This window comes from Carnobacterium sp. (assembly GCF_045617425.1).
In the GTDB taxonomy this organism is placed as follows: domain Bacteria; phylum Bacillota; class Bacilli; order Lactobacillales; family Carnobacteriaceae; genus Carnobacterium_B.
This window is the reverse complement of sequence record NZ_JAZLIO010000005.1, coordinates 1-5188: the sequence shown is the minus strand read 5'-3', so window position 1 is coordinate 5188 and position 5188 is coordinate 1. Positions and strand designations below refer to the sequence as shown.

Below are 5188 nucleotides of genomic sequence, written 5' to 3'. Positions count from 1 at the left end.
TTAACAAATGGTACGAGTGAAGAAGAGGGGGATGAATAATGTTCGTCCGCTTCCTTCTTCCGTTTATAGGTGCTGTTTTATTTTTAATTGAACCTGTATTTGCACTTTTTTCTCCGGTTGAACTCTTTGGGAATATGATTTATTTAGTCCCTCGATTTTTATTTATGTACCTGTTGTTTCTAGCTGTCTATTATAACTGGAAGTATGCAGTGATTTCTGGCATCGTTTTTGGGCTATTGTATGATGTCTTTTACATTGATATTATTGGTCTATATGCAGTGTTATATCCGTTGCTTTGTTTAAGTATTAGTTGGATTATCAAATGGATACAGCAATCATTACTTGTTGTAACGTTGTTAACTATTTTATTTGTGGCTGTGCTAGAATTTATTATGTATGAGTTCTTTTTTATTATTTCATTTACATCAATGCCGATTGATGTGTTTTTGTATACACGATTAATCCCTACATTACTAGCGAACCTATTGTTCCTAGTTATGCTAGGCTGGGCATTTAAATATTTAATTAAAACACGCTTTTTACAGCGAGTATAAATGTGAGTTAAATTGAAATTCAGATGAGCGTGAGGTGCACTTTTGATGAAAAAACAACTCGTCCATATTAAGGGAACGAAAGACGGTCTAGTGTTACACTTAGACGATTCGTCTACCTATGATGAACTCATCCTAGAGCTTAAGCAAAAAATTGAAGAAGGGGGCATCGATGGGAAAATCGATGTTCAGCTTCATTTAGGATATCGCTATTGTACGTTAGAGCAAAAAAAAGAATTGATTCAAATAGTTCAAGCGCGCGGAAATATGCTTGTATCTAAAGTACAAAGTGATGTTATAACTTTAGAGGAATGTAATAAAAAAATCTTGGAGCATACATGTGATACATATGTAGGTATTGTTCGTTCTGGTCAAACACTTCGTGCGACTGGAGATATTATCGTTATTGGAGATGTAAATCCGAATGGTAAAATAGAAGCGAGTGGCAGTATTTATGTACTTGGAAAATTAAAAGGTATTGTTCATGCCGGAATAAATGGAAATGTGGAAGCAATTGTTGCGGCTGCAACGTTTGAACCTACGCATGTGTCAATAGCTGAATTTATGGAAGTTATGAGTAATGAACAGGAAATTTTTCAAAACCAAAGAGAACAGCTTTTTGGCTATGTTAATTCAAGTGGTGTTATTAAGTATGATCGAATACAGGAAGTAAGAAATATTCGACCGTCACATTCGATGTTTAAGGGAGGAAGCTAATGTGGGTGAAGCAATCGTAATTACTTCTGGTAAGGGTGGAGTTGGTAAGACGACAACTACAGCCAATCTAGGAACTGCACTTGCTCTTCAAGGCAAAAAAGTTTGTTTAGTAGATACAGATATTGGTCTGAGGAATTTAGATGTTGTTTTAGGGCTCGAAAATCGTATTATTTATGATTTAGTAGATGTAGTGGAAGGTCGTTGTAAAGTTCATCAGGCGCTTGTGAAAGATAAACGTGTGGATGAACGCCTATTTCTATTACCTGCTGCTCAAACAACGGATAAAAATGCTGTAGACCCCGAACAAATGAAAACACTAATTGCTGAGCTGAAAACAGAATTTGATTATATTTTAATTGACTGTCCAGCTGGCATTGAACAAGGTTTCCGTAATGCAATTGCGGGTGCTGATAAAGCTATCGTTGTGGCTACACCTGAAATTTCTTCTGTGCGTGATGCGGATCGTATTATTGGACTGCTAGAGCGAGAGGACATTGAACCACCTAAATTAATAATTAACCGTATTCGTAAGCATTTAATGAATTCAGGCGATTCGATGGATATTACAGAAGTAACTACGCACTTATCAATAGATTTATTAGGCATTATTATAGATAGTGAAGATGTTATTAGCTCGTCTAATAGAGGTGAGCCAATTGTGATGAATCCAAATAATAAAGCTTCATTAGGCTATCGAAATATTGCGCGTCGAATTTTAGGTGAATCAGTTCCGTTGATGACGTTAGAGGATGGGCCGAAAGGTATGATGGCTAAATTGAAGTCGATTTTTGCAAAATAAATATAAGAATTTACGGCACTTCATTTGCATAAAATGAGGTGCCTTTTTATGAGGGCACTGAAAAAGTCCACTTATGCACAGATAAGCGAGGACAGGAACGAAATTCGTTCCTGTCCTCGCTTTTCCTTCGCAGCCGTTGATTCCGTTCCGGCGGACGCTTTTCGCGGGCACGGCTCCAGCCTTCTCCCTCGCTTCGCTCAGTCCGGGTGCTTCCGCTCGGTACTCCTGTCGCTTCGCTTTCGTCGCAAATAGACATTTGCTGTTCCCGCAGAAGTCGCCGCCATAACTCCATCAACTTGTATCATTCATGGAATAAAATGTTGTCTCCTCTAAAATTGAAGCAAAAAATAGAGAAATCAAATCCGCATGGCTATAATACGGCCAGGTTGGCGGGTTTATTTGGCATGGAAATACAAGGTGCCATAACGAAATTTGCGGTAAACTCATATTGAAGTTATTAAACGAAAATGAGTAAGGATCAAACAATGAAATAGGGCAATATCTGTTTGAATTGAACAGATATTACCCTATTTTTATTTAGAAAAACGGCTCTATACTATTTGTTGGGGTATCCACTTAATTTGCAGAAAAAAGGCACAAAATTACGCTTTTTTATATTTGAATTGTCTAAAAACCAGTATATGTAAAAGCGAAGACTTTTAAGGAAGCTGCGGATGTTTTTGTATAGTGCAAAATAAAAAGGGAGCAACATGCAAGTTAAAATTCCTGCAGTGATACTCCTTTTTAAGCGCAAAAAAATATCATTGTATGCACCCTTCAAATCAACTAACCTTCTAATTGGCATAAAAGTCGATTAGGAGGAATTGAAAGGATGCTTACAATGGATTACGTACATCATATCAAATTTTTATACGATGAGAAAGGCTATTCCTTACGGAAAATAGCAGAAGAAACTGGTCATGATTTTAAAACGGTTCAAAAATATGTAAACCAGCAAGATTTTAATGAAAAATTTGAAAAATGTGCAACTGTATCTAAAAAAATAGATGTCTATAAGCACGAAGTGATGGAATGGCTACTGGCTGATTTAGAGATGCCAAGGAAGCAACGTCATACTGGAAAACGCGTTTACGTTCGATTAAAAGAAAAGTATGGAGAAGAATTAGCCATTAGTTTGCGCTCAGTACAGTCATTTGTATCTGATGTGAAAAAGGATTTACAAATGAAAAAGGAACAGGCCTACATCCCTCTATCACATGCACCGGGTCAAGCACAAGCTGATTTTGGGGAAGCTATATTTGAAGAAAATGGAGAACGTTTTACAGGTTTCTATTTTAACTTATCATTTCCATATAGCAACGGCGGTTACACACAGATTTTTAAGGGGCAAAACCAAGAATGTCTTTTACAGGCGATGAGGCAAATTTTTGAACATCTCAAGCGTGTACCAACTGTCATTTTATTCGATAATTTATCAGCAGCTGTTATACAAATCAAGAAAGATGGTGGTCGAAAGTTAGTGGAGCAATTCTCCCGCTTCGCCGCCCATTACGGTTTCCAAAGTAATTTCTGTAATCCTGGTAAGGGAAATGAAAAAGGAAATGTGGAAGCAAAGGTTGGTTATCATCGTCGTAATTTGTTTGTGCCAATGCCTGTATTTGAAGATGTAGAACTCTACAATAGAGAACTCTTTGAACAGTGTGATCGTGATCACGAACGTCAACATTATAAACGTAAAGTTGATATTTCAAAGCTACTGGTCGATGATTTAAAAGCCATGAAACAATTGCCTAAGAATCCTTATGAGGTCCATCGTTTAGTTCAATTGAAAGCAAATGGTTATGGCAGAATTCAATTAGATACAAACCAATATTCAACAACCCCAGACTTCGCCTACGAAAAAGTGTGGGTAAAAATGACACATAATAAAGTAGCCATCTTAAATGAGGATTATGAAGAAATCGTGCAGCATCAAAGGTTGTATGGAACGGGATTAGAATCCATGAAATGGACGCCCTACTTACATTTGATTGCGAAAAAACCAAAGTCATTGAAGCAAACACTATTTTATCAAGAATTACCGGATCCTTGGAAAGATTTTATTGAACAACAGGAAAAGCCGAGACCGGCTATTGAATTATTAGCGGATTTGATGAAACAAGAAGATAACTTAGCCCGTGCAACAGAAGCATTAACAGCAACTCTTCAATTAGGTTTGAAAGATGCGGACAGTATCCGTTTAACGTGGAATCGATTAAGCGAACCAAATAATGATATAGCAGACATCACTGTGCCGCAGGCATTTATACAAGCAGAACAAAAACCGGATTTATCGATCTATGATGGCTTTTTAACTGGAGGGAATCCTTCATGAAAGATTTGATAGCAAGATACTGTAGAGAACTTCGTCTAGGCTCACGTCTAAGCGAGGAATATCAAAAAATTGAGGCAGTAACACATGAGGAATTTTTAGCAAAATTACTTGAACATGAAGTTGGACATCGTGAAGTAGCTCGTACGAACAGACTCATAAAAAATGCGAGTTTTGATGTCATTAAAACATTTGAAAACTATGATTTCTCTCGCGTAACATTACCAGCAAGCGCACCAATTGAGATTGTTCGTTCTGGTAGTTTTATTCAAGAAAACCAGAATCTAATTCTATATGGGCCTGCAGGTGTTGGTAAGTCACATTTAGCAACTGCAATTGGTGTGGAGCAATGTCGTCAGGGGAAAGAAGTTAAGTTTTATCGTACCGCAGCGCTCGTCAACGAATTAATCGAAGCACAACAACAAGGTCGCCTTGCCAAGTTCTTAAAAACGATTGAGAAGGCCGATCTTTTGATTTGTGATGAGTGGGGATTCCTCCCACTCAGTCACGAAGGCGCACAATTATTATTCCAAGTTGTTTCAGCGTGTTATGAACGTAAAAGCTTAATTCTCACAACTAATTTAGAATTTAGTAAGTGGTCCACCATCTTTTATGATGAAAAAATGACCGCAGCATTAATTGATCGTTTGGTCCATCATAGTCACCTAATCGTATTTCAAGGACCAAGTTATCGCTATCAACATTCTAGTATAAATCTCTAAACTGAATAACCGAAGGGTGCTGGAAAATTAAGTTGCATTTTGCTGGAATTTTAAGTTGCATAATACA

Annotated in this window: 5 protein-coding genes; all 5 read left to right on the top strand. The window is 37.3% G+C overall.

Going from position 1 to position 5188, the window contains the following annotated elements:
- Nucleotides 1-38 precede the first annotated feature (38 nt).
- Nucleotides 39-554, top strand: coding sequence for a rod shape-determining protein MreD (gene mreD / locus ACKI3H_RS02180; protein WP_407370661.1), 516 nt, complete (start codon nt 39-41; stop codon nt 552-554).
- Nucleotides 555-599: 45 nt separating this feature from the next.
- Entirely contained in the window at nt 600-1268 is a 669-nt protein-coding gene (locus tag ACKI3H_RS02175) for a septum site-determining protein MinC (protein ID WP_407370660.1), read from the top strand.
- A 1-nt stretch (nt 1269) separates the two neighbouring features.
- Nucleotides 1270-2067, top strand: a complete 798-nt coding sequence (minD, locus tag ACKI3H_RS02170; protein ID WP_407370659.1) for a septum site-determining protein MinD — start codon at nt 1270-1272, stop codon at nt 2065-2067.
- An 832-nt stretch (nt 2068-2899) separates the two neighbouring features.
- Entirely contained in the window at nt 2900-4402 is a 1503-nt protein-coding gene (gene istA, locus ACKI3H_RS02165; protein WP_407370658.1) for an IS21 family transposase, read from the top strand.
- The gene (gene istB, locus ACKI3H_RS02160) at nt 4399-5121 is read left to right on the top strand and encodes an IS21-like element helper ATPase IstB (protein ID WP_407370657.1); all 723 of its coding nucleotides are present in this window, start codon (nt 4399-4401) and stop codon (nt 5119-5121) included. Before istA ends, istB begins: the two co-directional genes overlap by 4 nt.
- Nucleotides 5122-5188: the final 67 nt, after the last annotated feature.